This window comes from Halococcoides cellulosivorans, from assembly GCF_003058365.1.
In the GTDB taxonomy this organism is placed as follows: Archaea; Halobacteriota; Halobacteria; order Halobacteriales; family Haloarculaceae; genus Halococcoides; species Halococcoides cellulosivorans.
On record NZ_CP028858.1, the window covers coordinates 1,066,968 to 1,093,518 of the forward strand.

Genomic DNA, 26,551 nt, shown 5'->3' on the forward strand with positions numbered 1-26,551 from the left:
CACATCACATTTACTATGCATCAGGTTAGATGGAAAGGATTACAACACGGTGGTGGCTTGAATCGAATTAGCATGGACATAGCATTCATTACTCCAAGGTATCCCCCAACAGTAGTTGGTGGTGGGGAAATCAGTCTAAAATTATTATCGGAAAATTTGGCTAAACAAGACTGGGTTGATCGCGTTTCCGTCTATTCATTCGACGGCCGGGACAGCAACCTGAAAAATGGGGTAGAGGTCGTTCGAGTCTCTGATTTGACAATTAGTATAAAGGAAACGACAAATTATTTTGCTTACCGCGCACTTCAACCATATGTCGATGATTTGTGTGAATTTGATATAGTCCATTCATACAATATGAAGTTCCATCCCCTAGTTGGGTATTTGGCGAAAAAGTACAACATATCTGCCGTAGCAACGTTAAATTCGTTCGAATTCATATCCGAGAAAAAAATCAATATGGGATGGTCGAGACCACTTCGTCGAATATACAAGGAGATCTCGTTGAAATTGATGTCGAATTTTACCCTCAAATGGAAGGATGAAGTTGACGTAATTACTGCATTAAGTAACTCGATTCGGTCAATATATGTCAATAATGGCTTCCCGACTTCAAAAATCCATGTTATACCTAACATGGTTGACCCTGAGCTGTATTCCGGAAATACAAGGACGAGAGGAAATGGAACCCGACTACTCTACGTTGGTGCTTTGAAGAAGACTAAGGGAGTTGCAGATCTGGTGAAGTCTCTAAAGTATTTACCTGATGAATTCACCTTACGCGTGGGTGGTACTGGGAGTGATTCAGGCAGAATAAAAGACATCGTCGATGAGAACAATTTAAATCAACGCGTTGAATTTGCTGGGTGGGTTGATCATGAGGAGATATCTGAATTCTATTCATCTGGCGACATATTCGTTCACCCGGGGATTTGGCCAGAACCTTTTGGTCGGACATTGATCGAAGCTATGCAACACGGTCTTCCGGTTGTGGCAACGAATATTGGCGCAGCTCCCGAGATTATCCCCCAAGATAATCTATTGTGTGAACCGGGTTCCCCGCAGGACATTGCGAGAGCGATAACTGAAGCACATGACGACCACAAACGCTATGGGGAATCTAACATGTCCTATGTAAATGATGAGTACGCCCCCAAACGCGTACTCAACAAATACAATGAGATCTATAGCTCAATAGCATAAATACATGAATGGCAAAAATACTAAGAAAATTTCAGTAATTCTTGGGAATCTATTCATCGCTACCGTTGTATATCTCACTTCCTTGTATATACCGACCAATTCATTTAGGGACGTATTTTTTTATGCCGAATACTGGGTAGCGAATGAAATCATTCGTCAAGGTTCTGTCCCACAATCTGGGATCGAGTACGGCTTAAACCCGGGCGGGGTTCCAGTCATGAATTTATGGGGGAAAATTGGCTCTGACATCACCCTACCTATAACATCCATTATTGAAGCAGAGCTTAGTCTTGTCACGGGAATAGGTGTTAATGAGTGGTTGATTTCATTCCCGTCATTTATTGTAATCGCATTAAGTTACTTCCTTATTATTGATAATATGGTGGATGATCGCCGGATTTCAGTACCAATTAGTTTAGCTGGTGGTGTAAGTCCAGTGAAGCCACCCGATGCAATTTTGAGTATTGGTAGTACAGAAATAGCAATTTTCCTAATCTCAATGTATGTTGTTTCCATGGGGTATGCCGAAAATGACTCATCGGATGATTGGGGGAAGGCAACCATAGTGTTACTTCCGATCATGTCCATCTGGTTGGCCTTCAATACACCTTCATTATTTCTGTTATTCACAATGTGCCTGATTGCAGTGATAATCGTGAAATTGGTGGTTGAAAGGTCCATCCCACGGTACTTAACACCTGTCGCTATTGTCAGTGTGTTAGTTCCACGTATTTTGCAAGAGGGGAATTATGTGACATATGGTATTGCCGCTCTTCAAAATTTGAGAAAATTAGATATATCGAACCCGTTTGGTAGTAATACAGCAACGCCTGATTCAATATTGCCTGTTGAAAGCTATGGCTTGATCGTCATCGTTGTCCTCTTCCCTCTTGGATTAATTGGCGGGGTATTGGTTCTGAACCGAATCAGAACGTACGTGAGGACAAAAGAGCCTGTAATTGAGGTCGTATTGTTTGTTTGGGGTATTGTCATATTCGGGATGACTACCATATTCTTGTCGACAGGAGAATATTTCCTCGTAACTCGTGCTTATACATTTTCTTTCCCATTACTTGTTGTAGGAGCAGCTATTGGCATAGCATATTTGAACAATAACGCTCAAATTCTCATACCAATAATAACTACAATATTGGTTGTGTTTGCTTTAGTATTCGGTCTTCAGGTCACAACCCCACATCAGGACATTCAAACATACAATCAAAATAGTCCATCATGGAGTGAGTGGGTGATGGATTATGAAAACAAAATGTTGGTGGGGGATATGAAGATGGGATCACCATTAGTATCTTCGGGGTATTATGACTACTATTATCCGAGAAGTGAAACACAACTGAATAATATATATTATAGCACTAATATGGGTGCCTTTTGTAATGAGATGGATCAAATTGGAGCTGATCATATTGTATTGACGGGTGAAATGCGAGAGAAAGGGTTGTATATTCCAAATTACGCTAGAGTTCCGTTGAATTCATCTTCTTTCTGGCTAAGAAGTAATGAATTGGGCAAAATATACAGCAATGGAGGTCAGCGGATATTGACTTCAAGACAATCAAAGAAATGTAGAATCAGCAATAATTAGTTAATATTTTAAACAATTGGTCGGTAGAATCGTCCCAAGTGAATTTGTTTGAATGACATACGAGGTCGTCTTCGTTATCATTCAAATCATTATCACAAAGCGCATCTTCAATATCTTCAGTACAATATGGATCCACAAAGGTCGCGTGCCCGTCCAATATCTCGGGCAATGAACTACTGTTCGCCGCGATGACCGGTGTCCCACAGGCCATCGCTTCGAGCGGTGGCAATCCGAATCCCTCGTAGAGCGACGGAAACAGGAACGCGTCGGCGTTCTCGTAGGCATACTTCAGCTGGGGCCGCGGAACGAATCCCGGTGTGATGATGTTCTCGGACGCCTCCACGTCCATCGTCTTGAACATCGACTTGTTCCGTGGACCGATCAGCACGAGTTTCTGGTCGATCTCGTCGTGGATCTGTGTGTACGCGTCGACGAGTCTGCGAACGTTCTTTCTCGGGTTCATCGCCCCGACGTACAGGAAATAATCGTCGGGGAGGTCCATCGGCTCGCTCCCACCGTCCTGCAGGAAGAACTCGTCGACGCCGTTGTAGACCACGTGAACATCCTCCGGGTCGACGGGCAGATGGTCCACGATCTCTCCTTTCGAGAACTCCGAGACGGTGACGATGGCCTCGGAGTTCCGCACACCGAGCGGGACCATGGTCCGGCGGTAGATCTGATGCACCCAACTCGACATCCCCTTCAGGGCGTTCACGTCGTGGACGTAGGTGACGATCGGCACGCCCACGCCGACCGGGGGCGCGTTCCCGTTCGGACAGAGCAGCACGTCGATCTCGTCGGCATCGACGAGCATCGGCAGGACCGTGCGCTCCCAGAGGACGCCGAAGAACGGTGAGTTCGAGAAGAACCCACCACTGTGCACCTGCGTAGCGTTGGGAAACTCGCCGCTGAGACACGAATTACCGTACAGAACGACGGAAACATCGTCTCGCTGGATCAACTCGCGGGTGATCTTTCGCATCGACTGGACAGACCCGCCAGGTTCGTCCACAGAGAATGTTCTCGCATTCACCCCGATTCTCATCGTTGCTTTTTGGCTGTGGATCTGTATTTGTCTTCCGCATTCTCAATAATGGACTCGCGAGCGGTGGGTCTTAGAACAATGAGATCTGCCTTGGAACTCGGATCCGCACGTCTGGCGAGAGGTATCGCGTGCTCTGTCTCCCATCCTGGTCGGCCCGACGCTCGACCGTCTCGACGAGCACCGCGGGACCCGAGCGAGGACTCAAGGCAGTTCTCCCCGCTCGAACCCACACCAAGCGACTCCATCGCCTCGAAGGCCCTCGTGGCACCACAACTGCGAGACACGATGTCCCCCGGGTCGGAACCATCGACGAGGGCCACTTCGAGGGTGGAGCAGTGACTACCCGCTCGGGTCCGCTGGCGTCCTGACTCACGCCACGAATTTCTTCGCAGACCGATACAGGGTCAGTCCCACGAGTGAGTTCATCGAGAGACTCGATACGAGAAGCGACAGGTTGCGTCTCGTCGCCCACTCCGATCGCTCGTGATCGCCATCCGCTCGGAGCCCGCGAACGAGAGTGACTCCAGCGACGATCCATCCCGCTATCGCGATCGTGAGTAAGGTGAGCGACAGTCGACGCATACCCAGTATACGCGGGAGGACCCCACATAAGTATGAGTGACCACAGGGTCGGTGGGCACACGATACCATCGAGACAGTCGACGAGTCGCCGGGCCCAGACGATCCGATGGAATGACGGACGATGTCTCGGAGCGAGTCACGACCGGCCCGAGTACCGTCCTCGATCCGTCACGGGACGCGTGATTGGTCCTCACGAGCCCCGTGGACCAGGTCGGTGACCGCCGCGAGCGCCGCGGGACCCGAGCGAGGGTGTTCGAGGCCGACCACCCGACTCGAACCCCTCACGAAAGACGACCCGATCCCTTCGAATAACACTGAATAGGATCGAATACATACTGATACACACGATACCGATCTCGAAAGACCAGTTCCAGACGATCGAGGAGGACGGCCCACTCCTCGATCTCTCACCCGACACGACCCAGGGCGCGATCTACCGATTCCTCCTCGCCAACGCCGACACGGCGTTTCGCCAGCGCGAAATCGTCAACGCCGTCGACGTGCCCCAGGGCAGCGTCGGCCCGACGCTCGCGCGTCTCGAAGGGCACGGCATCGTCGACCACCGCGCCCAGTACTGGACGATCGCCGACGCCGAGCACGCGACCGCCTCGGCGGGCCATCTCGGTGCCGAGGCGGCGGAGGCGACCGACGGTGGGTTTTCCGACGAGGAGATCGCAGCGTGGATGGAGACCGCTGTCGATCCGATCGAGGACCGGGACGAATAGATGGCGTCGCGCGGCACAGTCGTCTGGGCTCCCGACCCGTTCAAATCGGGCGACGAGGCCGTTCGAACCCCTCGCGATCGAGTCACTCCGACCGACGCGGGCCCCGCGGCCGTTCAGCGATGACCGACCACGCTCGATCACGCCCTCGACTCCGCCACGCGACGACAATTTAAGGGTCGACCGACCCAACAGAGCGTATGATCGACGTCGACGACACGATCGACGGCCTTCGCGAGGTCGGTGCCTACGACACCGACGCGGAGGTGATCGAGGACGCCATTCGAACCCTCTTGCGGACGAAGCCGGAACTTCGGACCGAACTCGCGGTCGAGCAGTACCGCTCGGGCGGCGTCAGCCTCAACCGCGCCGCCGAGACCGCCGGGATGAGTCCGACCGCGTTCCGCGAGCTCCTCGCCGATCGCGGCGACCGCCGACCGGCTGGATTCCTCTCCGAGAGCGACCGCGACGATCGACTCGACGATCTCGAATGACGCTGGTCGATAACAACGTCTGTTCCAGCCTCGCGAAGATCGACCGGCTGGAGCTGCTCCCGACCGTCTTCGAGAGCGTCGCCACCACGCCCGCCGTCGTCGAGGAGTTCCACCGCGACGAGGTGAGCGGCTACGCGTTCGTCGATCGCATCGACGAGGTCGAGGCTCACGCTGGCGGCTGGCTCGACACGATCACGCCCACCGAGACCGAACGCACGCGAACCGACGAGATTCTCGATCGATCGCTCTCTCGCGTCGACGCCCAACTGATCGCGATCGCGGAGGTCCGCGACGAGCGATTGCTCACCGACGACGGGCACGTCCACACCATCGCATCACACCGTGGCGTCGAAATCGTCGATCTCGTCGTCCTCCTCCGGGCGGCCTGCGAACGCGACGCGATTACGTCCGCCGAAGAGCTCCGGACCGTCCTCGCCGACCTCCGTCGGGAAGACCACTACGAGTTCGCGACGGACGACGAACAGTACCTGTTCGAAGCGTTTGAAGAGTGAGCGTCCCGGAATCGCGAGTGTTCGTGGATCGTGAGTGCCGTCTCGACGAGCGCCGCGGGACCCGAGCGAGGGTGTTCGAGGTGGGTCCGTCTCCCGCGCTCCGCATCGCCCCCACTCAGGCCGACTCGTCCCGCCAGGACCCCCAGACCTCGCGATACCGACCCAACTCGCGATACTCTCGTGTACGCTCGAACACGTCGATGGCGTACAGCGTCTCGCTGTCCTTGTCCCAGTCGATCAGCACACGAAAGTCACCGACGCGGAGCTTGTACCCGGGGTGGTCTTTCAGCCGATCGAGAAAATGACCCGGGAACTCCAGCACGTCGTCCAGTTTCGAGACGATGCGCTGCGCATCTTCTCGCTCCAACTGCTCCAGCGTCTCCTGAATCGTCGCCGTATATTCCAGGTCGTGGGCCACGCCTTACTCCTCGTCGAGTCCGAACTGCGAGGTCATCTCGTCGTGACTGACCGTGCGGCCCGCCGCGACGTCGGCGTACCCTTCCGAGACCCCCTCCTGGGCCCCGGGCGTCAAGATCGGCTCCGTCGTGTCCCGGAGCACTTCACGCACGAACTCGGAGCGATTCGTGTACTGCAGTTCGTCCGCCAGCTCGTCGATGTCGTCGAGGAGTCGCCGCGGAACTTTGACGTTCAGCTTTACCATGTCCCCGTCGTCCGAGGCGTCGTCGGTCATGCTCTGTGGTACGTCGGTGGTACTGGAAAACCCTCCGCCAGTGTCGTCGGTGGTCTACAGACACGGACTGAACGGAGAACCAGCTTCCCGCGTCAGCCAGCCGAATCCTGGTGGACTGAAAGGGGAGGGGCGGCTCGACGAACCCCGGCGACGCAAGCCGCGAGGCGCTACGCGCCTCGGGCCGTGCGAACGGCGAAGCCGTGAGCAGACACCGCAACGGAGCGAGGAGCGCAGCGAGAGCGAGACTCGAACGAAGTGAGAGTCTCGACCGCGAGCGGCGAAGCCGCGAGCGCCGCGGGAGTGCTGCGAACGAAGTGAGCAGCACCGCGAAAGACGAGCATCGCGAGTCTTTCGCTGGTCGAGCGCCCCGAGGGCTTTCGAAGCGGTCCCACCACCCGAACGAGAACCACCCAACCGAAACCCGTTTCCACCCGACACGAATACGCACCGTCAATGCGGATCGCGTTCTTGTCAAATGTCGTCTATCCCTGGGTCAACGGAGGCGCAGAAAAGCGCATCCACGAGATCGGTAGTCGCCTCGCCGAGGACCACGCAGTCACGGTCTACCCCCGCAAGTTCTGGGACGGACCCGACGAGATCGACCACCACGGCATGACCCTTCGCGCGGTCGCCCCCGAGACCGACCTTTACGTCGAGGAGGGCCGCCGCTCGATCACCGAGGCGATCGACTACGCCGCCCGCCTCACGCCGCCACTCCGCCGCTCGATCGACGACCACGACGTCCTGGTCGCGAGCGTCTTCCCCTACTTCCCCGTCCTCGCCGCCAGCCTCGCGCGCCTGCGCACCGACACCCCGCTGGTCACCACCTGGCACGAGGTCTGGGGCGAGTACTGGGACGACTACCTCGGTCGCCTCGCGATCGGCGGCCGCGTCACCGAACACGTCACCGCGCGGGTCCCTCAACACCCGATCGCGGTCTCGGGGGTCACCGCCGATCGACTCGCTCAACTCGGGTCCGACCGCGCGATCCTCCCGAGCGGTCCCGACCGCGCAGACATCGCGGTCGTCCCGAACGGCATCGACGTCGCACAGGTCCGCGAGACCGACCCCGCCGACGATCCCGCCGATGTCCTCTACGCGGGCCGACTCATCGCAGACAAGCGCGTCGACCGCCTGATCGACGCGTTCGAACAGGTCGCGAGCGACGCCACCCTCCGGATCGTCGGTGACGGGCCCAAACGCGACGAACTCGAACGCCAGGCCCGCCGTTCCCCCGCGAGCGATCGCATCGAATTCACGGGCTTTCTCGACGAGTACACCGACGTGCTCCGCGAGATGCGCGCCGCCCCGATTTTCGCCTCCCCCTCCACGCGCGAAGGCTTCGGGATCACCTACGTCGAGGCGATGGCCGCCGACTGTACCGTGATCGGGGCCGACCACCCCGAGTCGGCCGCCGGTGAGGTGATCGCCGACGCGGGCTTCGTCCCCGAACCGACGACCGATGCGCTCGCAGACACCCTCGATCGTGCCCTGTCGGGCGAACGCCCCCCGACCGATCCGACCGCCCGCGCCGCCGAGTACGACTGGGACGCCATCGCTCGAATGGCCGAACGCGCCTATCGCGACGCGATCGGGTGAGGGAGAATCTCACCTCGCAAACGGTCCCAAACACAGAAGGGCCCAGAACCCGAATACGAACGTATGTCGAACGCAGATACGAGCGGGTCGTCCGATCCCGACAAGACCAACATCAACGTCCGCTTGACGGAGTCGTTTCTCGGAGACATCGACGCGACGTGGCGTGAGGAAGGCTTCAACTCGCGAAGCGAGTTCATCCGTCATGTCCTCCGTGATGCCGTCAAACACCCGGGGTTGAGTCGTGAAGCCTGGAAAGATATTGTGGCGACCGAGCACCAGCGTCGAACCGGATCGCCCGAGACGCTGACGCGCGAGGACGTTCTCGACCGGGACGATGACGAGTGACGAGTGGGGGTGGCGACTGTATCCACGCGCTCGCCAGCAGTTCGAGGCGCTCGACGATCACGCTCGCGACCGAATCGAATCCAAACTCGAAGAGATCGTGACCGACGAGTGGCGCGACCCCGATGCGTACGTCGAACCACTCACAGGCGTCCCGCACTCCAAACTCCGGATCGGACAGTTCCGGCTCGGCTGTGAACTCGACCACGACGCCAGCGAGATTCAAGTCTATACGATCGATCGCCGGGAAAATGCCTATCAACCTGGTGACGACTGAATCGAGTGGCGATTCACTCAGTATTCTGTGCTTCGTGGACGGGTCGTTTATTCCGTGAGTCGTTGGGACGCTTTGCGAACACTCTCGATCCCCGTGCCGGCGAGCGCCCCGCGATCGACCCGACCGAACGCGCCGCAGAGTACGACTGGGACGCCATTGCTCGAATGGCCGAACGCGCGTATCGCGACGCGATCGCGTGAGAAGGGACCCTCGACGTCACGTGCTGATTACCGGTGAGTGTCGATCCACTCGCAGAACGCCTCGAACTCCGCCGCGCCGGCATCGTCAGCGATGTCGTGCAGTGTTCCGATGCTGATCGAGTCGTGCGCTGGAACGGTAACGACTCGAACGTCCGTCTGCTCGTGGCTCTCGGGTGGATCCCACCGCAAGATGAGGTGGTCGCCAGTCGTGCGGACGTGCCGAAACCCGCCGACGGTGACCAGAACTTTCTACCCGTCTTCGACAGAGAAGTCTCGCGTCACCATCGTTACTGCAAGACATCGGGAAGATCGTTATTCTGCGATCGAGCGACGTCCGGGTCGACACCCAGCGCCTCCAGGTCCTCGTCGGTCGGGGCCCGCCCACCGTCGCCCTCGACGACCGCATCCAGGGTGTCGAGCACCTCGCTGCGAGTGTCCCCCTGAGCAGTGACACCGACGCGGAGATCACGAGCGGTCCACTGCCCGTCCGGATTTTTCAGCAAGCGGATCTCCCGGTCGGGAGCGTCCGCGCTGCCCGGGTCGGCTTGTGCCATACACCACGGTACTGTATTAAGAAGCAAAACGGTTCGGGAGCCTGGACGGCGGTCCCGGACTGTGGTCGAGGATTGTCTCGGAGTATCGGCCCAGTTCGACTGGGACGCCATCGCCAACGTGGCCGAACGCGCCTATCGCGACGCCATCGCATGAGGAGAGATCTTCGGCGTCACGCTACCGTCCGGTCGACCGCTCCACCCCAGCACTCAGGACCGTCCCGCCCCAATCACAGCTATGTGCGGCCGATTCGGACTGTTCGCTGATCCCGCGACGATCGCTGAGCGGACGGGCACTCGCGTGCCCGACGCCTACACGCCGAGCTACAACCTCGCACCCGGCGATCGGGTGCTCGCAGTCGAGCCTAGCGAGACCGCGACACTCACCCGGTGGGCCGAGCGGTTCAACGCCCGCATCGAGACTGCCGTCGACGAATCGGCGTGGGCCGAGCCCTGCCTCCTCCCGACCTCGGGATTCTACGAGTGGCGACCCGACGGCCAACCGGTCCGGATCTATCGTGAGGGCGACCCGATCCTCGCGCTCGCGGGCCTCCGCCTTCCCGATGGCGTCACCGTCCTGACGACCGACGCGCGCCCACCGGTCGACGCGATCCACGATCGGATGCCCGTCACACTCGCTCCCGACCGCGAAGCCGACTGGCTCGCGGACCGCGATCGCGAGGTGATCACCGCCGACCCGGCGACCGATCTGGCGATCGACCCCGTCGACCCCCGCCTGGGCGATCCGACCGTCGACGGCCCGGCCCTGATCGACGGCCCGGATCACGAACAGCGTGATCTCGACGCGTTCGGCTGACTCCGTCACGGGACTACTCCCGACGGTCGATCGACCCCGTTCGGTCGCTCCGCCGTCAGTGCACACGTAGGCAATATATACCTCCGAATCCCCGATTCACTGGTGAGAGGCCGCTGAACGACCCAAAATCGACGCTCCGAGACGATGAATTTTTACACAATAATTTTACCCGGTCCTCCCCAAAGTTGGAATACGCGGGGCGACCGCGGGGGAGAACGATGACAGGGGACAATCAGACGCGATCAGACGTACCGAGAGGTATCGACGCGGACAACTACACACGACGGCACTTCCTCAAAGGGGGCGTCGCAGCGGCCGGTGCACTGACACTCGGGAGCGCCGCGACCGTCAGCGGGGCCGATCAGGTCTGTAACAGCGACTACGGCACGATCGACGTGTCGAACACGTTCACGCTGATGGACAACCGCTGGGGGATGGACGACGCCGACCAGTGCATCTGGCTGAACGACGACGGCACCTACGGGTACGACTTCGACGCCTCGACGACCAGTGGCGGGATCAACTACCCCGAAGTGTTCACCGGGACGCGCCCGTGGGGCGACGACACGGGCGTCCCGGAGTTCCCGCTCCGACGGGGCGACGTTGACGACCTCGTGATGGAGGTCGACGCCGACCTGTCGATCGGTGGCGGCGAGTGGGACTGGGCCGAGGAGTGGTGGCTCTGTACGGACGACCCCACAGTGAATCCCGAGACCCACCAGTACGAGATCATGCTCCTGCTCGACTGGGGCGGCGGGCACGATCACGGGACCGTCCAGGATCCCGAGGCCTGGACCGACCAGTTCGGCAACACCGTCTCGCTGTGGACGGTCTACGAGGAAGGCGGGACGAGCGCCGACTTCTACATCTTCCGCATCGAGGGCGGCCACGACGGCGGCAAGATCGACATGGCCGAGATCGTCGACTACTTGAGCGCCAACGAGGGCATCAGCGAAGACCTCCTGATCACTGGCTTCGAACTCGGCAACGAGTACTGGGGCGGCGCGAGTGGCGAGGTCACCTACAACCAGTTCGACGTGACCGTCAACGGCGCGACCTACACCAGCGGGCCCGGCGGATCGACGAGTTCGACGACCGAGGAGTCGACCACGACGACCGAAGAGGATCCCACGACCGAAGCGGAGACCACGACCGACGACTCGGCCGACGACTCGACGACCGATGCCTCCAGCGACGCGATCGCAGTGATCGATCCGAGCACGACGACGCCCGCTGTCGGAGAGTACGTCGATTTCCACATCGAGGACACCAGCGGCAACGGACGCTGGATCACCGATCTCGCGTGGGACCTCGGGGACGGCGCGACAGGTACGGGGTGGCACGCCGGCCACAGCTACGCGAGTGCCGGCGAGTACGTCGTCGAACTCACGGCGACCGCCAACGATGGCAGTACGAGCGTCGACACCGTGACCGTCGTCGTCGGTGACGGGGGCAGCCCTACCGAGGAGACCACGACCGACGAGGAGACGACCACCGACGAGGAGACGACGACCACCGAAGAGACCACGTCCGACGACTCGACGTCCGGCGATTCCACATCTGACTCCTCGACGGACCCGTACGGCGAAATCGCCCCGAGCGCGACGACCGTGGACGTCGGTGAGACGGTCTATCTCGAACTCGACGCCAACGAGTCCTGGCTGACCGGCATCGAGTGGGACCTGGGTGACGGCACGACCGACTCGGGATCCTGGCACATTGCGCACGCCTACGACGAGGCCGGGAGCTACACCGTCACGCTCGACACCCAGTCCGGCAGCACCGGTGAGTGGACGACCGACAGCGTGACGATCGACGTCGTCTGATCGGTTCTCAGACGATTGGAGCGGGCCGACCGATTTTACGCTCTCAGATCGAATCGCCGCCGTGACCGACTGGCGTGACGCGATCGACGGCCTCCAGACCGATCTGCTCGCGAGCTACCGCCGTGGCGTGCCGATCGCGGGGCGACCGTACGAGCGGATGGCCTCCGCCCTCGACGCCACGCCCGACGCGGTCCGATCTGCGCTGACGGACCTCCAGCGGGCGGGCGTGATCAGGCGAATCGGGCCCGCGATCGCGACCCGTCACGTCGGGGCCTCAACGCTCGCCGCGCTGGCCGTGCCCGACCAGGCGGTCGATCGGGTCGGCCGGCAGGTCGCCGCTCGCGACCCCATTACGCACGCCTATCGGCGCGACCATCGCTATTCGCTGTGGATCGTGCTCACCGCGGGCGACCGGGCGGCACTCGACGCCCACCTCGCTGGCGTCGCCACGCAGACCGGGATCGAGCCGCTCGATCTGCCGGCCGACGCGGTCTACGCCCACGATCTGGCGTTTCCGGTCCTCGATCGCGAGCCACTGCCCGCGACCCGCGATCGCCCGCCGGCGACGCCCAACCGGTCGATCGATCCCGCGGATCGCCGCCTGCTCGCCGCGCTCCAGGACGGCCTCCCGATCGCGCCCCGACCGTACGAGCGGGTCGCTGACCGCCTGGATCGCGACCGCGACGCCGTCGTCGAAACGCTCGGCGCGCTCCAGACGGCGGGCTTCGTCCGCCGGACGGGCCTGGTCGTCAGCCACCACGCGACGGGCTACGATGCGACGGCGATGGTCGCGTGGGCGGTGCCGGATAGCGACCTCGACCGGGCGGGCCGGGCCGCTGCGCAAGTCGACGGCGTCACGAAGGTGTACGCCCGTCCCGCTCGTCCGGAGCGCGACTGGCCCTATTCGCTGTTTACGATGATTCACGCGCGAACGCCCGCGGCGCGCGACCGCGCGATCGATCGATTGGAGGATGCCATTGGCCACGCATTCGAGCGCCTGGAGACTGTCACGCGCTACGGCCAGTCGGGCGCGCGACTCTGATCGGACGCATCGCTGAGCGACGAGTGTTGACCGTATCCACAACACTCACGCGCTCCGATACCGAATTGTCCGATCATGGCACCGACTGGTGACGACACGACCACGCTTCACGTCCGGTATCGCGAGGGAAGTACCCTGGAATCGACGCTCGCGGCGATCGACCGGGGTGAGGATTCCGATCCCCACTACGAGGTGATCTTCGACGATCCGGACGACCTCCATCGCGTCACGCGCCCACGATCGGTCGAACTCCTCCGGACGATCGTCCACCACGACCCAGCGAGCATTCGTGAGACGGCCCGTCTCGTCGATCGTGACGTGAGTCAGGTCCACGAGACTGTCACGGAACTCGAAGGGCTCCACCTGCTCGAACTGCACGAGGAGGGCGCCTCGAAACGACCGGTCGTCTGGTACGACGCGATCGATATCGACCTGCCGCTGACGAGTGAGACGTCTGGGGCCGAGGACGTGACTGCCTGACTGCTCACCACTCGGTCGGGTCGCCGATCGTGTCTCGGATGGTGTGGTCGATCCGAAACTGGTCCGCCGGACCGGTATCTGCCCGGTCGAGTGTCGCTCGCGGCTTGACGAGTAGTGCGTTCGCGGCGTCGACCCACGCGTCGAACTGATCGGTGTCGGCTCGAACAGGCCCGTGTGTCAACGCGTACGTCGCCCCGGAGTACAGCGTCCAGGCGTCGACCTCGCCGGAGGGGTCGTGGGCCTGTGCGACCCGTCGAGCGGCGACTGTCGCCACCCGGGCGGGCAGGCCGATGGACTCGTAGACTGCCCGGACCGACGTGGGTGTCTCGATGGTGGTCGCGTGAGCGGTCGCGACGGCCGCCCCGAGGTCGTCGTCGAGGGTCCCGAGTGCGTGGAGTTCGTCGGCCCAGGTCTCTCGAACGGCGGTAGGTCTACCGTCGGTTTGCTCGGTCCGCTCGGTGAGCTGTCGCATCGAGTTTCGACAACTGGTGTCCTGGGCGACCCCTTCGATCAGCAGCCGCGGCCGTGAGCCTCGTTCGAGACGACCGGAGACGCCGATCGCCAGCGGATCACCCTGGTGGGCGACGGTGACACCCTCGAACAGCACGTCAACAGCGACACGTCCCGTGCTCGACGACGTGCGAAGTTCGCCGAACGCCCGCCGTCTCAGTGAGCGTCCATCGATCTCGATCGACCGAAGCAGGTCGACCAACGGATCGAATGCCGCTTTGGCCGACATTCGTGACCGTTTGGGGGAGCCGACAGTGTGTTCCGAGACCGCATCGACGGCAGTCGACAGCGACTGGACCTCGTCTGGATTGCCGTACCACGCGGGCACCGCCCGAGTGCCGGTGACACCTGCGAAGACCGTTCGATCTGTGGTCTGAGTCATGAGTGCACTCTACCGATCGAAACCGCGGCCCGTGCGGGCAGCGGTCGTGCGAATCGACCGACTGCGCGTCGTGGCGGGATCGCCCGTCCGGGTGAGCAGCGTCGTGGGAAGCGTCGGTGCCTCGACCGTCCGGGGTGTCGTCCCGTCGGACTCCAGCAGGTCGATCGCCTGACCGGGGGCGACCAGCAACTGGTTGAGCAGGCGGACGTGCTCGTCGAAGGTCGCCCCTTCCGAGCCCGGGTGCTCGTGGGTCAGCGCGTACGTCCCGCCCGAGTACAGCGTCCACAGATCGATCGCCATGCCGTCGGTCTCTGTGTCCTGTGATCCGGTCGTGGGCTCGGCGTCTGATCCGGCGTTGTCGTCTGGCCCAGCACCACCCTCAGCGTCTGGCCCAGCATCGTCTTCGTCGTCTGGCCCAGCACCGCCCTCAGCGTCTGGCCCAGCACCGCCCTCAGCGTCTGGCCCAGCACCGTCTTCGTCGTCTGGCCCAGCACCGTCTTCGTCGTCTGAATCCGGCAAGAACTTCGACTCGTCCAGTTCGGTGTCTACCTCCCGATCGACGGATTCGCTGTCGGTCTCTGCGATGACCCGTTCGGCCGCGCTGGTGGCGAGTGAGGGCGGCCACCCGATCGACTCGTACAGCGTGGGCACCAACTCTGGCTCGACCACGGTCTCGATCTCCTGAGCGGCCTCGATCGCGTTGCCGAGTCTCGAACTGACGAGCTCCATCTCCTGGAGATGCGCCCTCCACCACGATTCGAGGCTGTCCCGACTCGGCCTGGTCAGTTCTGATCGCTCGGTGAGCTGTCGCATCGAATTCGTGCAGGTGATGTCCTGTGCGAACCCGTCGGCGCTGACTGTCTCGTCCTCGAATCGGGTCGACAGGCCCATCGTGACCGGTTCGTCCCGGGAGAGGGTCGCCTCCAGACCGTCGAAGAGGATATCGACCTGTACTCGATCGGCCGATCGGTAGGTCCGAATCTCGCCGAAGGTAATCTCGCCCAGCCGTCGCCCGTCGACGCCGGCCCGGTGGCACAACTCGTAGATCGGCGAATACGCGTCGATCGGATCGAACCGGTCGGTGTCGATGGATCGGCTCACCGTTCGGACCGCCCGACTGAACGGGACCGGATCGGGGTCTGAATCGTACCAGTCCGGTATCTCGGCGTTCGATCTCGTGTCCACTCCGGCGAAGACGGTCCGTGTGTCTGGCTGGGTCATGGTGGCTCCTGGGGGCCGTCTGTGGCCCGATCGGCCGATCCGTCGAGTATGTACCGTCGTGAGGATCCCTGTCCCATCCCGAACGGCCCCGTCGACTAGTGGTCCGAATCTGTTAAGAAACCAGACCCCACACACTGTGGGTCTGTCTCCCGGGCGACCCAATCGCGTCGCTGGTCGGTCTTCGTGGCTGCGGGGAGTAAGCCCCCTTCTGTTCGATCCGGCATTCGGCTGAGCGTCCGCGCCGTCACCCGTGAGGGTGCTCGCCGTGTGGCGGTGGTGTCGGACTACCTGTCGCGCGGACTTGCACCGGCGAGGGTCGCCGTTCCATCCGTTCGCGGCCGTCGGCCCTCGGTGGGGTCTTCCCCGTGCTTGACCGGCCTTCGACCCGCGTGCCTTGCGACGGCGGGCCGCAGACCTTCATCGCGTGGGGGTCGCACACCTCGTTGGTCGGGCCGCGCGGTCTCGTTTCTGTTCGAGTGCCGGCGGTCGCCCGTCCCGGGCGTGGGCCCGGTCGCCTGCCCGCACGGTGGGGGGACTTTCCTCGTGCCCTGAGGGCACGGGAGCCGGACTCCCGCTGCCACTCGAACCTCGGCGGGCCCGCCCGTTAAGCGTTCGGTCACGCCCGCCCCGAACGCCAGCGGTTTTCACGATGGCCGTCGATGCCCCGAGCGTGATCGCAGACTGGACCGCCGTCGCCGTCGCGCTCGCCGTCCCGATCGCGGTGCTCGTCGTCCAAACCGCACGCCGCCCCCCGCGTCGAGACTGTCTCGTGGCGACGTTCGCCGTCGCCGGACTCGCCCCCGTCCTGGCGCTGCCGCTGTTGGCCTGGCTCGGCGCCCGCACCGTTTCGACCGTCGATCCAGCCCCCATTGGTCGTGTCGGACCCGTTCCGATCGCCGCGCTCGCGGTCGTCGCGGCGAGCGCACTCCTCGTGGGCCTGCTCGTCTGGCGGATCGGCCGCGTCGAGGCCCGGCCCGCCGTCGCTCGCACCGACCGCGCGTGGGGCACAGTCGCCGGCCTCGCGATCGCGGCCGTCGGTGTCGCGGTGGCCGTCCGCGTCGACCCTGCTCTCGGCGCGACGCTGGTCTGGGCCGGGCCACTCCTGGGGGTTCAGTGGGCCGTCGACTGGCGGATCGTCTGGGCCCGTCGACGGTCGGTCGCGTGGGCGGTCGTCGTTCCGACGCTGTATTTCTGGTCGATCGATGTGGTCGCGTTCACTGGCGGGGCCCCGGTCGGTGGCTGGGGGCCGTCACTCGTCGGGGCGATCCTGGCGCCTGTGGGGTCGCTGCTGGTCGTCCAGATGCTCGTCGTTCACGATCGGCACGCCTGACGGTCACTCTCGTCGCGATCGGTCGTTACCCCTCGGAGCGACGCAGCCCCGATTCGAGGAGGGGCCGCATCATGCCGACGATCGGAACCGCTCCGCCGTCGGTCCAGACCGCGCGGTGGTCGTCGGACGCGCCCGCCGCGTGGAGGCGCGTGCTTGCGAGCAAGGCGCTGCCGTCGAGGAGAGCGATCGCTGAGATCGCGCCCTGCTGGATCGGCACCTCTTCCCACCAGGTCCAGGTTTCGAGCACGGTCGCATGCGGCGCGGCCCGGCGAAGCGCCGCGCGGATCTCCTCACTCGGTGAGGCGGCCAGCATCTCGACTTCGCGTGCGTCGGCGTCGGTGATCGCCGCCCGGAGGTCGTCGGTCAACAGCGACGGATCGGCCAGGGCGAGCAACACCTCGGCCTCGGCCGCACCGATCAGGCCCTCCAGACGGTCGGCAACCGGCGCGACGCCTTCGAGCACCCAGACGTCACCGCTCTCGGACCCCCGTTCCGGGGCCGACAGCGCTGCCAGTCGCGCGTGCAACTGATCCAGCTGTCGAGTCGTCCGGCGCTCGATCGTCGCGATGGCCTCGTCGTGGTCGACCGCGCGGAAGGTTCGGGGTGAGCCCTCCTGGACGTCGACGACCCCGCGCTCGGCCAGCGCTTCCATACAGCCGTACACGCGTGCCCGAGGGACCTGTGAGACCTCGTCGACGTCGCGGGCCGACCCCTGACCGATCCGACAGAGGGCCACGAACGATCGGGCCTCGTACTCGGTGAACTCGAACCGTTCCAGCAGGTCGACGGCGGCTTCGATCGTGTCGGCGTCCTCGGACGTCGTCACGCCGTGCCGTTCGATCTGCCGGGCAATAACCGTTCGTCTCGGGGATCGAAGTCTGTTTCTACTCCAGTAAAAAACTGAAGTAAGACTTATACTCGTGGGTCGCTAATTCGTCGTACGCGACTTCCTCATGTCACGAGTCGACACGCGACCCGACGACGGCGCGACGGGCGAAGCACGCACGGACGAACAGCGTCGGGATGCCCGGCCCGCCCAGCGCACCGAGTGTCCGGAGTGTGGTGGCGAGGTCGTCCCCGACGGCGACGTCGACCGCGTCTGTACCGACTGTGGTGCGGTGATCGAGACCGACCGCATCGACCACGGCCCGGAGTGGCGGGCGTTTTCGGCGGCCGAACGCGACGAGCGATCGCGTGTCGGCGCCCCGACGACGAAACTCCTCCACGACGAGGGTCTCTCGACGACGATCGGGTGGGCCGACGTGGATTCCAGCGGAGCGACGCTCTCTCCAGAGAAGCGCTCCCAGATGCGCCGCCTGCGCGTGTGGGACGAGCGGTTTCGCACGCGCGATGCGAAAGATCGCAATCTCAAACAGGCGCTCGGTGAGATCGATCGCATGGCCGCCGCCGTCGGACTCCCCGAGGACGTTCGCGAGACCGCGGGCGTGATCTATCGTCGCGCGCTCGACGAGGACCTCCTCCCCGGGCGGTCGATCGAGGCGATGGCGACCGCCGCGCTGTATGCCGCCGCGCGGCGGGCGAACACGCCACGCAGCCTCGACGAGTTCGAACCCGTGAGTCGCGTCCCACGCGTCGAGTACGCCCGGGCGTATCGGTATCTCGCTCGCGAACTCGATCTCGGTGTCGCGCCCGCCGATCCCACCGCGTACCTCCCACGATACATCTCCGCGCTGGACGCCGACGAGGACATCGAACGGCGGGCCCGCGAACTGCTCGACGCCGCCAAAGAGCGGGGCGTCCACAGCGGCAAGGACCCGACCGGTCTCGCCGCGGGCGCGATCTACGCCGCGTCGCTGCTGGTGGGCGATCGTCTCACTCAACAGCGGATCGCGGACGCCGCAGACGTGAGCGCGGTGACGATCCGCGATCGGTACAGCGAGTTACTCGACGCTCGCGATCAGTCGCGCCGATAATCCTCGATCGCGAGGTGCGTGCGGACGAGTGCCTCCATCGCGTCGATCGGGCCCGCCGGATCGTACGTCGAGAGGCCGTGTTCGGCCTCGCGAAGGCGGTCACGCCGCTCTCTGAAGTCTCGGGCGAACCCGGCTGGAATCCCACTCGCGGCGATCCGGTCGGCGATCGCTCGTCGCTCGTCGTCGCCGTCCGCCGCCAGCAGCTCCGCATACTCGACGACGCCGTGGCGGATCGCCTCTCGGAAGATCGCCGCCGAAAAATCTCCCTCAGCGAGTTCGCGCCGCCAGGTCGTCACCCAGTTGCCGATCCGCCAGAGGCGCTCGCACTCGGTCACGAGTTCCCGAAATCGCCGGTACTCGGCGGCGTCGATCGACGGGCCGTACGCCAGATCGACGTGGAAGAAGGGCAGCGCGCCGATCGCGGTGGTCTCGTACGCCCAGCCGTCGGCGCGGTTGTACAATCCTGGTGACTCGGCGGCCACCCGAGCGTGGTCCATCGCGACCAGACTGGCCCGGAGATCGAACGACACCGGCGCTCGCAGCGCTGGCCCGTTCGGTGCGGCCTCGAATCGCTCCAGAAAGCCCGTGAGTGCGCGCTCGGCCGCCCGGACGGCGTCGCTCGCCTCCGAGAGGACCCTCTCGTCGGGTGACTGGCCGGGCATCGTCGCGCGAGCGAGTTCCCAGAACGCACGTCCGTCGCCGTCTCTCTCAGCGATGTCGTCCACGAGTGTCGTGAACGCGGCGGCGAAAAAACGCGTCTCCTGGACCGCATCGCGCCGATCGGCGGGGACCTCGGGGAGCGTCAGCACGTCACCACAGACGTAATAGATCCACTGCCAGACGAACGGGCGGCGCCCACCGACGTCCAGCCCATCGAAGATCCTCTCAACAGCCGCCGGCAGCGATGTCTCTTCGATCGTCCGGCGGAGTCGACGGCCGACGCGATCGTCGTAGCCGACGTCGAACGTCGGCGTCGTGTCGGTCGCCGTGACCTGCCGGACGCTCGGCGCTTCGACGGCGATCGCATCGCTTCTGGTCTCGATGTCGGGGTCGAAAGACATACATCTGATAATCCAATCACTACAATAGGTAATTATGGTATATATAATGATAACAAATACGGGAATCTGACTCTCTTCTTCGTCGAAAGCATCTGCTATCCGTCACGAGCCGGACGAGTTCAGGGTCGATGCGGTCGTCTCGGCTCCGTCCATAAATTTAGCCGTTTGGACCGGTCGATTTTATGACGTGGTTCAATGGACCAACGCACGTTTGTTCGGTAATTTATAATTAATTATAGGAGGGGTTCGCTGCTCTTCGGAGGTATGATGTCGACTGAATTCGACCCGATCCAGCACCACCCCGACGCCGAGGCACAGGGCCGATATCTCCAGCACTTTCTTCAGAGCACCGAGGACGTCTTGCCAGCGCTCAGACGGCGGACACAGGACGTACTCGCCGCGAAAGGGATCGAGGACGTCGATCGAGAGGCCTACTATCCGATCGAGGACGTCGCGGGCGTGTTTCAGAACATCGCTGCCTCGATGGGCGAACGGACGCTGAGTCGCGGCGCCGAGAAGATGGGGCTCGATCTGCCCGTCCCGGCGTCGGTCGACAGCCCCCATGCCGCTCTCGAACGTCTCGACGACCGCCACCGAGAGAGCTGTCGAATCTCACCGGACGCCGACGAATCGGGACCGGCCGCCACGGACCCGGCGGGCGGGTACGACGTCACGTTCGTCGACCCGGCCACCGCCCGGGTCGCCATCACCGACCGGTATCCGTTCCCCGACGTGATGGCCGGGGGCATCGTCCGCGGCGCGGTGAACCGACTGACCGACGCGAACACGTCCGTCCGGACCGAACGGGTCCCGACCGACCACGGTGAACGGGCGGCCTGGGAGATCACCTGGGCCTAAGCTGTCAGCGGCGTCTCGTCTGGCCTGACGGGTGTTCGTCGCGACGTGATCGCTGGTCTCCGGGCGTTTTTGTGTTCTCCGACGATAGAGTGCGTATGCCACGCTTGACGATCGGTCGGGCCTTCGGGATCCCGATCCGTCTCGACATCACGTTCGTACTCGTCCTCCCATTGCTGGCCTGGCTCATCGGCTCGGAGGTCGGCAACTGGGTGGAGATCATCGACGCGATGGGCGTCAGCCTCGCCGCCGAGACCCTCGAAGCGGGCCTGACGCCGTGGATTCTGGGAACGGTCGCCGCGATCGGCCTGTTCGCTGGCGTCGTCGCTCACGAACTCGGGCACTCGCTGGTCGCGATGCACTACGGCTACCCCATCGAGTCGATCACGCTCTGGATCTTCGGCGGGATCGCGAAACTCGAAGAGATGCCCGAACACTGGAGTCAGGAACTCGCGGTCGCGCTCGCGGGCCCCGCGGTGAGCCTCGCGATCGCGGGACTCGCCTTTCTCGCCCTCCCGATCGTGCCCGTCTCGGGGACGATCACCGCCTCGATCGCGTTCGTGTTGGGCTATCTCGCCCTCATGAACCTCGTGCTCGCGGCGTTCAACCTCCTCCCTGGATTCCCGATGGACGGCGGGCGCGTCCTGCGTGCCCTCCTCGCCCGAACACGCCCGTACGCCCAGGCCACCCAGATCGCCGCTCGTGTCGGGAAGATGTTCGCGGTCGTGCTCGGCCTCCTCGGCCTGTTCGTGCTGGGGAATCTCTTCTTGGTCGCGATCGCATTCTTCATCTATCTCGGCGCGGCCGGTGAAGCCCAGATGACGGTGATGAAAGCGGCCTTCGAGGGCGTCGAGGTCCGGGACGTGATGACGCCCGCCGACCGGATTGCGACGGTCGACGCCGAGGCGACGGTCGCGGACCTCGTCGATCGGATGGTTCGAGAGCGCCACACGGGCTATCCCGTCGTCGAGGGCGACCGGATCCTCGGGATCGTCACACTCGACGACGCCCGCGCGGTCCGAGAGGTCGAACGCGAGGCGTTTACCGTCCGGGAGGTCATGACGACCGATCTGGAGACGATCGCGCCCGGCGAGGACGCCATGTCGGCGCTCACCCGGCTCCAGAGCCGGAACGTGGGCCGTCTTCTGGTCTACGAGGACGACGAGTTCCGCGGGCTGATCACGCGCTCGGATCTCATGACCGCGTTCGACGTGATCCAGTCGAGCGGGTGGACGAGTCCGGAGACGACGCTCGCGGGCCAGCGAGTCTGAGTCGGTCTGCTGGCTGTGGCCAGCGGTCCTGCCGCAGTATTCAGGCGGGAAGATCGATTCGTCCTGCCGGGGTGTGCCGATTCGCGTCGTAGAACTGTAACTCCTCGATCGACCAGCGGTGTGTATCGATCGACGCCGAGCGGACTCGCTCGGCCCCTGCGCCGCGAGCGACGGTCACGTGCGGGCGATAGGCTTCTTCCTCGATGCCCTCGGCGGGGTCGAAATACTCACACAACTGCTCGTGGAGCGCGACGAGTCCGGGACTCTCGACCGACAGCGCGACGACGGGGGCGGGCCCGGCGGGCGGGTCCTCGAAGACGACCAGTCCCGCGACCCGTGCGGCGACCGGAGGCTGGCCGGCGAGCGCCTCGCGGGCGCGAGCGGAGAGTCGGGCCGCGTCGCTTTGCGCGCCCAGCCGTTTGAGAACGAGAGTGCGATCCGCATGCGGGCGGACGGTCGCCGGCGGGGCCTCGCGGGCGAGTTCGTCCGCAATTCGGTTCACCGCGCTGGGGATCGGGACGTTCAGACTGAACACGCACGATCCAGATTGGCCGGCGGTGAAAACCCGTCGGACGACACAACCGATTTGAGTGCGGCCGACCCAGATCAGGTATGGACATCGATCTGAAGACCATGCTGACGGTGGTGCTGGGGCTGGTGGCGGTGTGGATCGTCGTGGAGATCCTCTCGGAACTGATGGGCTGGATCGGCTGGCTACTCGGGCCGTTGCGTCCCGTGATCGGCCTGCTCGTCCTGGTCGCGATCGCGCTGTTCGTCTACGATCGCTTCCTCTAGAAGTCACTCAGTCCCGATTGCCGGCCCGCGACGAGCGTGGACTTCCGGCGGAGCGCCCCCCGCGAGATCGGGAGTTCGCGCTGGACGAGTCGGTCGATCGCGCTCGCGAACGTCTCCGAGTTGCCGGGCCGCCCCTGCATCGAGTCGGGCACGCCCGCGGGGTCGTCGAAGGCGTGGCGGACGCCCTCGCGAACCTGCCAGACCCCGACGGGCGCCCAGTACGCGTCGGTGACTTCCCGGAGCACGAGACACTTCGCCTGCCGATCGCGCTCGGAGAGGTGTTCGAGGACGCCGAGTCGGGCGGCGTAGTATGCGCCCGCGGTCTCCTCGACGTAGCCCGTCCGCCCATTCTGTCCTTCGTGGGCACTCGCGAGATAGTGCGTTTCGCCGGTCGGGTTCCAGACGCTGTCGGGCGCTTTCATCTCGACGAGTTCGAACTCCCAGGTGCCGGGCGAGAGCACGATCCAGTAGCGATTGCCCATGTAGTCGTTGTGCCAGACCTCGACCTCGTCGATCGTGTCCGCGCTCCGGGTCGTCCCACGGAGGTACTTCCCCACCGCATCGTCGACGGCGGTGATCGACCATCGGGTGGGCACGAGCCGTCGGTTCGGCCCGCGCCCGAGTGCGCCCGCCGAGAGGATGGTGTTGACGTCGTAGACGTCGAACCCCCGGCGATACAGATACGTCATCGCGCCCTCGGCACGCCACTCGTCGTCACTCAGCGTCTTCTCGACCGCGCGTGGGACGTGGGGGTTCTCCCCGAGCGTCGCGTCGGTCGCACTCGCGCGCGGGCCCGTCGGCGTCGCGACGTCGTCGACCGAGAGGTCGAACTCGGGGGTTTCGGAGAGGCCGACCTCCACGTCGACGGGGTGGTCTGCGATCGCGACCTCGCGTTGGGTGCCGACGAACCCGTCCCAGACGTCTTCGACGTTGACCCGGGCCGACCGTTGGGCGTTCAGGAGGCCGGTCCGGCGTTCGAGGACGCCCTCGATCTGGAGGCCGCGATCGTACCAGTCGCCACTCGTCGCGAAGCCCGCGGCGTCGGCGTCGGGATCGACCGGCGAGAGCACCCCCGTCGAGACTTCTGGGTAGGAGGATCGCCCGACGAAGATCTCGGGGGCGGTCGACCCGTAGAGATCGCCACCCGAGACAGACTGCTCGAACTGGCGCTCGACGTCGTCGAGGTGATCGACGATCGCGTAGGACTTTTCCTCAGCGAGGCGGCGTCGCTCGGCCTCGTCGTCCCGATCGACCCCGTCGAGGTACTCGTCGAGTCGCATCGATCGAAACTACCGCGTCGATACCCTTGAACCATCAGGTCGCATCGGTCCGTCAACTCGGCACGATCGTGACCTGCCGGCCGCGGTCGATCGCACGTTCGAGTTCTTCAGCGATCGCGCTCCCGCGCGAGACCTGGACTTCGCCACTCCTGGAGACCGTCGCCGTAAAGAGGTATTCGTCGCCAGCCCGGACCTCGACGGTCTCGCCCGCGAAGTCGTCGGCGGGGACGATCACGTGTCGGGAGGTAACGTCGGGCGTGACGATCCGCCCGGCAGTCGGCCCGTCGGCGCTCCCGCTCGACCCCGCGTCCGGTGCCGTCGGCGCGTCGTCCTCGCGGTCCTCGAACGTCCGGACATCGATCTCCAGGCCCAGGCGGTCCTCGACCGCGCCGATCCGATCGCCGTTCTTGCCGATGACCTGTGAGATGTCACGATCCTCGACGTAGACGACCGCGCTGTTGGGGCCCTGTAACTCCACGTCGACGCGTCCGTTCGCGATCGAGCGGATCTCGCTGGTGAGTTGCTCGCGCGCGATGCCTTCGACGCCCGACTCGTCGGCCGCGCCGTCGAGTGGCACCGTCACGACCTGGCGATTGAACGAGTAGATCTCGAAGGCTGGCTCGCCGGTCTCGAAGTCCTCGACCATCACGACCGGACGGGCGAGATCGGCTTCCATCAGGCCCTTCGGAACCTTGACCTCGGTGGAGACGTCGTACACCTGGGCGACTTCGCCCGCCTCGATGTAGATCACGGTGTCGACGACCTGCGGGATCAGTCCGAGTTCGACCCGACCGATCAACCGCTGGAGCGCGTCGACCCCACGGGTCGCGTGGACGACGCCGATCATGCCGACGCCCGCCAGGCGCATGTCCGCGAATACCTCCACGTCGTCGGTGGTGCGCACTTCGTCGTAGATGGTGTAGTCGGGCCGGACCATCAACAGGGCGTCGGCGGTGGTCTCCATCGATCCCGCGAGCGCGGTGTACTGGCTGATGCGCTCGTCGACCTGGAGGTCGCGGGGTTTCTCCATGGTCTTGACGGCGTGACCCGCGTCCGCGAGCATCGTCGCGACGGCCTGGGCGAACGTCGACTTGCCAGCGCCGGGCGCGCCCGCGATGAGGACGCCGCGCTGGCCGTCCTGGAGGCGTTCGCGCAAGTCGTCGGCGTGAGCGTAGTCGTCGAGACTCGTCTCGACGATCGGGCGGACGGCCGTGATCTCCATGCCGTCGGCGAACGGCGGGCGGGCGATCGCGATCCGGTCGGTGCCCAACTGGACGATCGTCATGCCCGGTTCGTCGATCTCGACGAACCCGTCGGCCCGAGCCGCGGCGGCCGTCTCGATCTCGCGGGCGTATCGCTGGAGTTCCGCCTCGGTACTCTCCGCGTCAGCGATCGGCTCGTAGGCCATCTCACCGACCGATCCGCGCTTGGCGCGTGGCTGGGCCCCCACCCGGAGGTGGACGCTCATCGTCTGGTCGTCGAAGAACTGCTCGATCGCCAACTCGTCGTGGCCCCGCGGATCGGGATCGAGCAATGTGACGTCGATGCCGCGCGCGGCGGCGACGTCACGCTGGACGTCGTCGCTCGTGACGAGCGTGGCGTCGCGCTCGCCAGCCAGGTCTCGAATCGCTGCGTCGATCGCGCCCGCCGCGGCGTTCGCGCGCTCGGCGGGACTCGCTCGCTCGCCCGCGAATTCGAGGTCGATGTCGCCGGCATCAGCGAGTCGTCGCAACGACTGCAGTTCGTCGAGGCCGTCGGCACCCGTGCGCCGCCCGTCGTTGGCTTGCGCTTCGAGTTCGCCCAGGACGGCCTCGTGAACGAGAACGTCGGCACCCACAAATTTGTCGTCAGCGATCGCCGTCGTAACCTGCCCGTCGACGATCACGCTCGTGTCCGGAACGATCTCCATGCTGGGTCTGCGTCGGG

Annotated in this window: 30 protein-coding genes and 1 other RNA gene; 18 read left to right on the forward strand and 13 right to left on the reverse strand. The window is 63.6% G+C overall.

The genetic code is table 11. The features are described from left to right. Positions 1-72: 72 nt before the first annotated feature. Positions 73-1,203: a glycosyltransferase family 4 protein gene (locus HARCEL1_RS05140; protein WP_159077027.1), complete on the forward strand. Its 1,131-nt coding sequence runs from the start codon at positions 73-75 to the stop codon at positions 1,201-1,203. A 4-nt stretch (positions 1,204-1,207) separates the two neighbouring features. After that, positions 1,208-2,806: a hypothetical protein gene (locus HARCEL1_RS13325; RefSeq protein WP_159077028.1), complete on the forward strand. Its 1,599-nt coding sequence runs from the start codon at positions 1,208-1,210 to the stop codon at positions 2,804-2,806. On the opposite strand, the gene HARCEL1_RS05145 is transcribed toward HARCEL1_RS13325, so the two are convergent. Further along, positions 2,793-3,851, reverse strand: coding sequence for a glycosyltransferase family 4 protein (locus tag HARCEL1_RS05145; RefSeq protein WP_108381504.1), 1,059 nt, complete (start codon positions 3,849-3,851; stop codon positions 2,793-2,795). The two genes, HARCEL1_RS13325 and HARCEL1_RS05145, sit on opposite strands and share 14 nt — an antisense overlap. Before the next feature lie 1,082 nt (positions 3,852-4,933). Here HARCEL1_RS05145 and HARCEL1_RS13730 point away from each other — a divergent pair. The 3 genes from HARCEL1_RS13730 (at position 4,934) to HARCEL1_RS13735 (ending at position 6,161) form a co-directional block, all read left to right on the forward strand. Further along, positions 4,934-5,158 (forward strand): hypothetical protein, encoded by a 225-nt coding sequence (locus HARCEL1_RS13730; protein ID WP_233357413.1) that lies wholly within the window; start codon positions 4,934-4,936, stop codon positions 5,156-5,158. 197 nt (positions 5,159-5,355) lie between these two features. Beyond that, positions 5,356-5,649 (forward strand): UPF0175 family protein, encoded by a 294-nt coding sequence (locus tag HARCEL1_RS05160; protein WP_108381506.1) that lies wholly within the window; start codon positions 5,356-5,358, stop codon positions 5,647-5,649. After that, positions 5,646-6,161 carry a hypothetical protein gene (locus HARCEL1_RS13735; RefSeq protein ID WP_233357414.1) on the forward strand — a complete coding sequence of 172 codons (516 nt, stop codon included), beginning with the start codon at positions 5,646-5,648 and terminating at the stop codon, positions 6,159-6,161. The genes HARCEL1_RS05160 and HARCEL1_RS13735 overlap by 4 nt, the downstream gene beginning before the upstream one ends. Positions 6,162-6,276: 115 nt before the next feature. On the opposite strand, the gene HARCEL1_RS05170 is transcribed toward HARCEL1_RS13735, so the two are convergent. Together HARCEL1_RS05170 and HARCEL1_RS05175 are read right to left on the reverse strand one after the other, a co-directional pair. Continuing rightward, a complete protein-coding gene (locus HARCEL1_RS05170) occupies positions 6,277-6,579 on the reverse strand; it encodes a type II toxin-antitoxin system RelE family toxin (protein WP_108381507.1) in 303 nt (100 codons plus the stop codon). Between the two features lie 3 nt (positions 6,580-6,582). Beyond that, the gene (locus HARCEL1_RS05175; protein ID WP_108381508.1) at positions 6,583-6,852 is read right to left on the reverse strand and encodes a ribbon-helix-helix domain-containing protein; all 270 of its coding nucleotides are present in this window, start codon (positions 6,850-6,852) and stop codon (positions 6,583-6,585) included. A gap of 453 nt (positions 6,853-7,305) precedes the next feature. Between HARCEL1_RS05175 and HARCEL1_RS05180 the strand changes: the two genes are divergently transcribed. From HARCEL1_RS05180 to HARCEL1_RS13330, 4 genes are all read left to right on the forward strand, one after another. Next, the gene (locus HARCEL1_RS05180; RefSeq protein ID WP_108381509.1) at positions 7,306-8,451 is read left to right on the forward strand and encodes a glycosyltransferase family 4 protein; all 1,146 of its coding nucleotides are present in this window, start codon (positions 7,306-7,308) and stop codon (positions 8,449-8,451) included. A 63-nt stretch (positions 8,452-8,514) separates the two neighbouring features. Continuing rightward, the gene (locus HARCEL1_RS05185) at positions 8,515-8,796 is read left to right on the forward strand and encodes a ribbon-helix-helix domain-containing protein (protein ID WP_108381510.1); all 282 of its coding nucleotides are present in this window, start codon (positions 8,515-8,517) and stop codon (positions 8,794-8,796) included. Beyond that, entirely contained in the window at positions 8,786-9,070 is a 285-nt protein-coding gene (locus HARCEL1_RS05190; protein WP_108381511.1) for a type II toxin-antitoxin system RelE family toxin, read from the forward strand. The genes HARCEL1_RS05185 and HARCEL1_RS05190 overlap by 11 nt, the downstream gene beginning before the upstream one ends. A 62-nt stretch (positions 9,071-9,132) precedes the next feature. After that, positions 9,133-9,270 carry a hypothetical protein gene (locus HARCEL1_RS13330; protein ID WP_159077030.1) on the forward strand — a complete coding sequence of 46 codons (138 nt, stop codon included), beginning with the start codon at positions 9,133-9,135 and terminating at the stop codon, positions 9,268-9,270. A gap of 27 nt (positions 9,271-9,297) precedes the next feature. Here HARCEL1_RS13330 and HARCEL1_RS05195 read toward each other — a convergent pair whose 3' ends face one another. Together HARCEL1_RS05195 and HARCEL1_RS05200 are read right to left on the reverse strand one after the other, a co-directional pair. Then, complete coding sequence (locus HARCEL1_RS05195) at positions 9,298-9,513, reverse strand: type II toxin-antitoxin system HicA family toxin (protein WP_233357439.1); 216 nt, start codon at positions 9,511-9,513, stop codon at positions 9,298-9,300. Positions 9,514-9,557: 44 nt separating this feature from the next. Next, positions 9,558-9,824 (reverse strand): type II toxin-antitoxin system HicB family antitoxin, encoded by a 267-nt coding sequence (locus HARCEL1_RS05200; RefSeq protein WP_108381512.1) that lies wholly within the window; start codon positions 9,822-9,824, stop codon positions 9,558-9,560. Between the two features lie 235 nt (positions 9,825-10,059). Here HARCEL1_RS05200 and HARCEL1_RS05205 point away from each other — a divergent pair, with 235 nt between their 5' ends. From HARCEL1_RS05205 to HARCEL1_RS05220, 4 genes are all read left to right on the forward strand, one after another. Beyond that, complete coding sequence (locus HARCEL1_RS05205; protein ID WP_108381513.1) at positions 10,060-10,638, forward strand: SOS response-associated peptidase; 579 nt, start codon at positions 10,060-10,062, stop codon at positions 10,636-10,638. A 218-nt stretch (positions 10,639-10,856) separates the two neighbouring features. After that, entirely contained in the window at positions 10,857-12,464 is a 1,608-nt protein-coding gene (locus tag HARCEL1_RS05210; protein WP_108381514.1) for a PKD domain-containing protein, read from the forward strand. Positions 12,465-12,525: 61 nt separating this feature from the next. Next, positions 12,526-13,506, forward strand: coding sequence for a siroheme decarboxylase subunit beta (gene ahbB, locus HARCEL1_RS05215; RefSeq protein WP_108381515.1), 981 nt, complete (start codon positions 12,526-12,528; stop codon positions 13,504-13,506). A gap of 75 nt (positions 13,507-13,581) precedes the next feature. Then, positions 13,582-13,986 (forward strand): HVO_A0114 family putative DNA-binding protein, encoded by a 405-nt coding sequence (locus tag HARCEL1_RS05220; protein ID WP_108381516.1) that lies wholly within the window; start codon positions 13,582-13,584, stop codon positions 13,984-13,986. Between the two features lie 4 nt (positions 13,987-13,990). On the opposite strand, the gene HARCEL1_RS05225 is transcribed toward HARCEL1_RS05220, so the two are convergent. From HARCEL1_RS05225 to rnpB, 3 genes are all read right to left on the reverse strand, one after another. Further along, positions 13,991-14,878, reverse strand: coding sequence for a hypothetical protein (locus HARCEL1_RS05225; RefSeq protein ID WP_108381517.1), 888 nt, complete (start codon positions 14,876-14,878; stop codon positions 13,991-13,993). A gap of 9 nt (positions 14,879-14,887) precedes the next feature. Continuing rightward, positions 14,888-16,099 (reverse strand): hypothetical protein, encoded by a 1,212-nt coding sequence (locus HARCEL1_RS05230; protein ID WP_108381518.1) that lies wholly within the window; start codon positions 16,097-16,099, stop codon positions 14,888-14,890. A 185-nt stretch (positions 16,100-16,284) separates the two neighbouring features. Beyond that, positions 16,285-16,678: RNase P RNA component (gene rnpB, locus HARCEL1_RS05235), an RNA gene on the reverse strand. 70 nt (positions 16,679-16,748) lie between these two features. On the opposite strand from rnpB, the gene HARCEL1_RS05240 reads away from it, so the two are divergent. Then, entirely contained in the window at positions 16,749-17,429 is a 681-nt protein-coding gene (locus tag HARCEL1_RS05240; protein ID WP_108381519.1) for a hypothetical protein, read from the forward strand. A gap of 25 nt (positions 17,430-17,454) precedes the next feature. Here the strand turns inward: HARCEL1_RS05240 and HARCEL1_RS05245 are convergent, their stop codons facing one another. Beyond that, complete coding sequence (locus HARCEL1_RS05245) at positions 17,455-18,255, reverse strand: TrmB family transcriptional regulator (RefSeq protein WP_233357415.1); 801 nt, start codon at positions 18,253-18,255, stop codon at positions 17,455-17,457. Positions 18,256-18,382: 127 nt separating this feature from the next. On the opposite strand from HARCEL1_RS05245, the gene HARCEL1_RS05250 reads away from it, so the two are divergent. Beyond that, on the forward strand, positions 18,383-19,363 hold the full coding sequence (locus tag HARCEL1_RS05250; RefSeq protein WP_108381521.1) for a transcription initiation factor IIB: 981 nt from the start codon (positions 18,383-18,385) through the stop codon (positions 19,361-19,363). Here the strand turns inward: HARCEL1_RS05250 and HARCEL1_RS05255 are convergent. Continuing rightward, a complete protein-coding gene (locus tag HARCEL1_RS05255; protein WP_108381522.1) occupies positions 19,348-20,424 on the reverse strand; it encodes a hypothetical protein in 1,077 nt (358 codons plus the stop codon). The genes HARCEL1_RS05250 and HARCEL1_RS05255 overlap by 16 nt on opposite strands. Positions 20,425-20,691: 267 nt before the next feature. On the opposite strand from HARCEL1_RS05255, the gene HARCEL1_RS05260 reads away from it, so the two are divergent. Together HARCEL1_RS05260 and HARCEL1_RS05265 are read left to right on the forward strand one after the other, a co-directional pair. After that, complete coding sequence (locus HARCEL1_RS05260; RefSeq protein WP_159077031.1) at positions 20,692-21,282, forward strand: hypothetical protein; 591 nt, start codon at positions 20,692-20,694, stop codon at positions 21,280-21,282. A gap of 95 nt (positions 21,283-21,377) precedes the next feature. Continuing rightward, a complete protein-coding gene (locus HARCEL1_RS05265) occupies positions 21,378-22,550 on the forward strand; it encodes a CBS domain-containing protein (protein WP_108381524.1) in 1,173 nt (390 codons plus the stop codon). Between the two features lie 40 nt (positions 22,551-22,590). Here the strand turns inward: HARCEL1_RS05265 and HARCEL1_RS05270 are convergent, their stop codons facing one another. Next, complete coding sequence (locus tag HARCEL1_RS05270; protein ID WP_108381525.1) at positions 22,591-23,085, reverse strand: 2'-5' RNA ligase family protein; 495 nt, start codon at positions 23,083-23,085, stop codon at positions 22,591-22,593. Between the two features lie 77 nt (positions 23,086-23,162). On the opposite strand from HARCEL1_RS05270, the gene HARCEL1_RS05275 reads away from it, so the two are divergent. Then, positions 23,163-23,345: a DUF7554 family protein gene (locus HARCEL1_RS05275; RefSeq protein WP_108381526.1), complete on the forward strand. Its 183-nt coding sequence runs from the start codon at positions 23,163-23,165 to the stop codon at positions 23,343-23,345. Here HARCEL1_RS05275 and nreA read toward each other — a convergent pair. Both nreA and HARCEL1_RS05285 read right to left on the reverse strand, forming a co-directional pair. Next, positions 23,342-24,625 (reverse strand): DNA repair protein NreA, encoded by a 1,284-nt coding sequence (gene nreA, locus HARCEL1_RS05280; RefSeq protein ID WP_108381527.1) that lies wholly within the window; start codon positions 24,623-24,625, stop codon positions 23,342-23,344. The genes HARCEL1_RS05275 and nreA overlap by 4 nt on opposite strands. Positions 24,626-24,677: 52 nt before the next feature. After that, a complete protein-coding gene (locus HARCEL1_RS05285; protein WP_108381528.1) occupies positions 24,678-26,534 on the reverse strand; it encodes a PINc/VapC family ATPase in 1,857 nt (618 codons plus the stop codon). Positions 26,535-26,551: the final 17 nt, after the last annotated feature.

What these genes read in the sequence shown, in the direction of transcription:
- HARCEL1_RS05255 (WP_108381522.1), bottom strand. Translation starts at nt 20,424, where the DNA reads ATGTCTTTCGACCCCGACATCGAGACCAGAAGCGATGCGATCGCCGTC.
- HARCEL1_RS05260 (WP_159077031.1), top strand. Translation starts at nt 20,692, where the DNA reads ATGTCGACTGAATTCGACCCGATCCAGCACCACCCCGACGCCGAGGCA.
- HARCEL1_RS05200 (WP_108381512.1), bottom strand. Translation starts at nt 9,824, where the DNA reads ATGGCACAAGCCGACCCGGGCAGCGCGGACGCTCCCGACCGGGAGATC.
- HARCEL1_RS05205 (WP_108381513.1), top strand. Translation starts at nt 10,060, where the DNA reads ATGTGCGGCCGATTCGGACTGTTCGCTGATCCCGCGACGATCGCTGAG.
- HARCEL1_RS05185 (WP_108381510.1), top strand. Translation starts at nt 8,515, where the DNA reads ATGTCGAACGCAGATACGAGCGGGTCGTCCGATCCCGACAAGACCAAC.
- HARCEL1_RS05275 (WP_108381526.1), top strand. Translation starts at nt 23,163, where the DNA reads ATGGACATCGATCTGAAGACCATGCTGACGGTGGTGCTGGGGCTGGTG.
- HARCEL1_RS05225 (WP_108381517.1), bottom strand. Translation starts at nt 14,878, where the DNA reads ATGACTCAGACCACAGATCGAACGGTCTTCGCAGGTGTCACCGGCACT.
- HARCEL1_RS05265 (WP_108381524.1), top strand. Translation starts at nt 21,378, where the DNA reads ATGCCACGCTTGACGATCGGTCGGGCCTTCGGGATCCCGATCCGTCTC.
- HARCEL1_RS05160 (WP_108381506.1), top strand. Translation starts at nt 5,356, where the DNA reads ATGATCGACGTCGACGACACGATCGACGGCCTTCGCGAGGTCGGTGCC.
- HARCEL1_RS05250 (WP_108381521.1), top strand. Translation starts at nt 18,383, where the DNA reads ATGTCACGAGTCGACACGCGACCCGACGACGGCGCGACGGGCGAAGCA.
- HARCEL1_RS13735 (WP_233357414.1), top strand. Translation starts at nt 5,646, where the DNA reads ATGACGCTGGTCGATAACAACGTCTGTTCCAGCCTCGCGAAGATCGAC.
- HARCEL1_RS05140 (WP_159077027.1), top strand. Translation starts at nt 73, where the DNA reads ATGGACATAGCATTCATTACTCCAAGGTATCCCCCAACAGTAGTTGGT.
- HARCEL1_RS05285 (WP_108381528.1), bottom strand. Translation starts at nt 26,534, where the DNA reads ATGGAGATCGTTCCGGACACGAGCGTGATCGTCGACGGGCAGGTTACG.
- HARCEL1_RS05190 (WP_108381511.1), top strand. Translation starts at nt 8,786, where the DNA reads ATGACGAGTGACGAGTGGGGGTGGCGACTGTATCCACGCGCTCGCCAG.
- HARCEL1_RS05230 (WP_108381518.1), bottom strand. Translation starts at nt 16,099, where the DNA reads ATGACCCAGCCAGACACACGGACCGTCTTCGCCGGAGTGGACACGAGA.
- HARCEL1_RS13325 (WP_159077028.1), top strand. Translation starts at nt 1,208, where the DNA reads ATGAATGGCAAAAATACTAAGAAAATTTCAGTAATTCTTGGGAATCTA.
- HARCEL1_RS05145 (WP_108381504.1), bottom strand. Translation starts at nt 3,851, where the DNA reads ATGAGAATCGGGGTGAATGCGAGAACATTCTCTGTGGACGAACCTGGC.
- HARCEL1_RS05220 (WP_108381516.1), top strand. Translation starts at nt 13,582, where the DNA reads ATGGCACCGACTGGTGACGACACGACCACGCTTCACGTCCGGTATCGC.
- HARCEL1_RS05240 (WP_108381519.1), top strand. Translation starts at nt 16,749, where the DNA reads ATGGCCGTCGATGCCCCGAGCGTGATCGCAGACTGGACCGCCGTCGCC.
- nreA (WP_108381527.1), bottom strand. Translation starts at nt 24,625, where the DNA reads ATGCGACTCGACGAGTACCTCGACGGGGTCGATCGGGACGACGAGGCC.
- HARCEL1_RS05180 (WP_108381509.1), top strand. Translation starts at nt 7,306, where the DNA reads ATGCGGATCGCGTTCTTGTCAAATGTCGTCTATCCCTGGGTCAACGGA.
- HARCEL1_RS05175 (WP_108381508.1), bottom strand. Translation starts at nt 6,852, where the DNA reads ATGACCGACGACGCCTCGGACGACGGGGACATGGTAAAGCTGAACGTC.
- HARCEL1_RS05210 (WP_108381514.1), top strand. Translation starts at nt 10,857, where the DNA reads ATGACAGGGGACAATCAGACGCGATCAGACGTACCGAGAGGTATCGAC.